Origin of the sequence: Streptomyces himastatinicus ATCC 53653 (genome assembly GCF_000158915.1) — a bacterium.
In the GTDB taxonomy this organism is placed as follows: Bacteria; Actinomycetota; Actinomycetes; order Streptomycetales; family Streptomycetaceae; genus Streptomyces; species Streptomyces himastatinicus.
On sequence record NZ_GG657754.1, the window covers coordinates 1,436,082 to 1,437,284 of the forward strand.

Annotated in this window: 1 protein-coding gene; it reads right to left on the bottom strand. The window is 70.5% G+C overall.

Annotated elements, in window-relative coordinates:
• Positions 1-21: 21 nt before the first annotated feature.
• Positions 22-960, bottom strand: coding sequence for a DUF881 domain-containing protein (locus SSOG_RS05455; RefSeq protein WP_009713208.1), 939 nt, complete (start codon positions 958-960; stop codon positions 22-24).
• Positions 961-1,203 lie beyond the last annotated feature (243 nt).

The window sequence follows — 1,203 nt, forward strand, 5'->3', positions numbered from 1 at the left end:
CGATGAGGCCCAATACGGCGATCACGATGTGCCCTTCCCTGTTTCGGTGCCACCCTTGCCGGCACCGCCGACTATGGGTTCTGCGCTACGTACGATCAGGCTCGGCGCGGCAGGCAGCCGGACCGTGTCCTGGGCGGAAATGCTCGTGCGGATGTCGTAGTTCTCCTGCAACACGTGCAGGTACTGCCCATCGGCACTGTCCTGGAAAGCGGTGCTCAGCCGCTGTCCGTCCCCCACCGCGAGCACCGTGTACGGCGGCGCCAGCGGCTTGTTGTCGACCAGTATGGCGTCTCCCGCGGCCCTGATCGCCGACAGTGCCGTCAGCCGCTGTCCGTTGATGGCGACGGCCTCCGCGCCCGACTCCCACAGGCCGTTGACGACGCGCTGCATGTCGTGGTCGCGTACCCGCCCCGTATCGGAGAAGTCGTTGCTCTCCCTGGGGCCCCCGCCGCCCCCCGACGTGGACTCCTTGGCGTCGTCGACCACCAGCTTGACCCCGGGACCGGACACCTCGGTCGCCCCCGAGAGCAGCGCCACCAGGTCGCCCTTGGCTCCCCCGTGTTTCTCGAGCGCCTGCCGCTGCTTCTCCCCCACGTCGCCCCGGAGCTTGTCCACGCTCTTGGTGAGCCCGTCCGCCTTCGCGTTCCCCGACTCGATGCGATCGATGAGTTCTCCCCGCTCCTTGGCCAGCGTCGGCGCCGATATCCGGGCCTCGGCGGCCCCGATGGTGACCACGACCGCCACCATCACCAGGCCGAGGGCCATCGTCAGCCGCCCGCGCAGGGTGCGCGGCAGACGGGACCGGCCGGTCTCGCCACGTCGCGCGGCCGCCTCGGCGTAACCGTCGTCGAGGCTGTGGTCCATCACGTTGGTCAGCAGCGACATGGACGCGTCGAGACGCGGGCGCGGGCTCGACGTATCTGTGCTCCGAACGGGGGGCTGCTGCGACATGCCGCACATCGTCGCACGTCGGGGGCGCCGTCTCCCAATGGCCCCACCGGCGTGCCGGATCCGGGCCCGGGAGAGGGCGTCCCAACGTGTTCAAACGGGCTCAAGAGCCGTCGGAAGGCCCTGGATCAGCGCCCCGCGCTGTCCACGACACCGGCCCACTCGTCGAGCAGCGCCTGCGCCGACGCGTCGTCCGGACCCTCCGCCCACAGGTGGGTGACGGCCTCGGCCGGGTCGGGCAGCACCATCACCCAG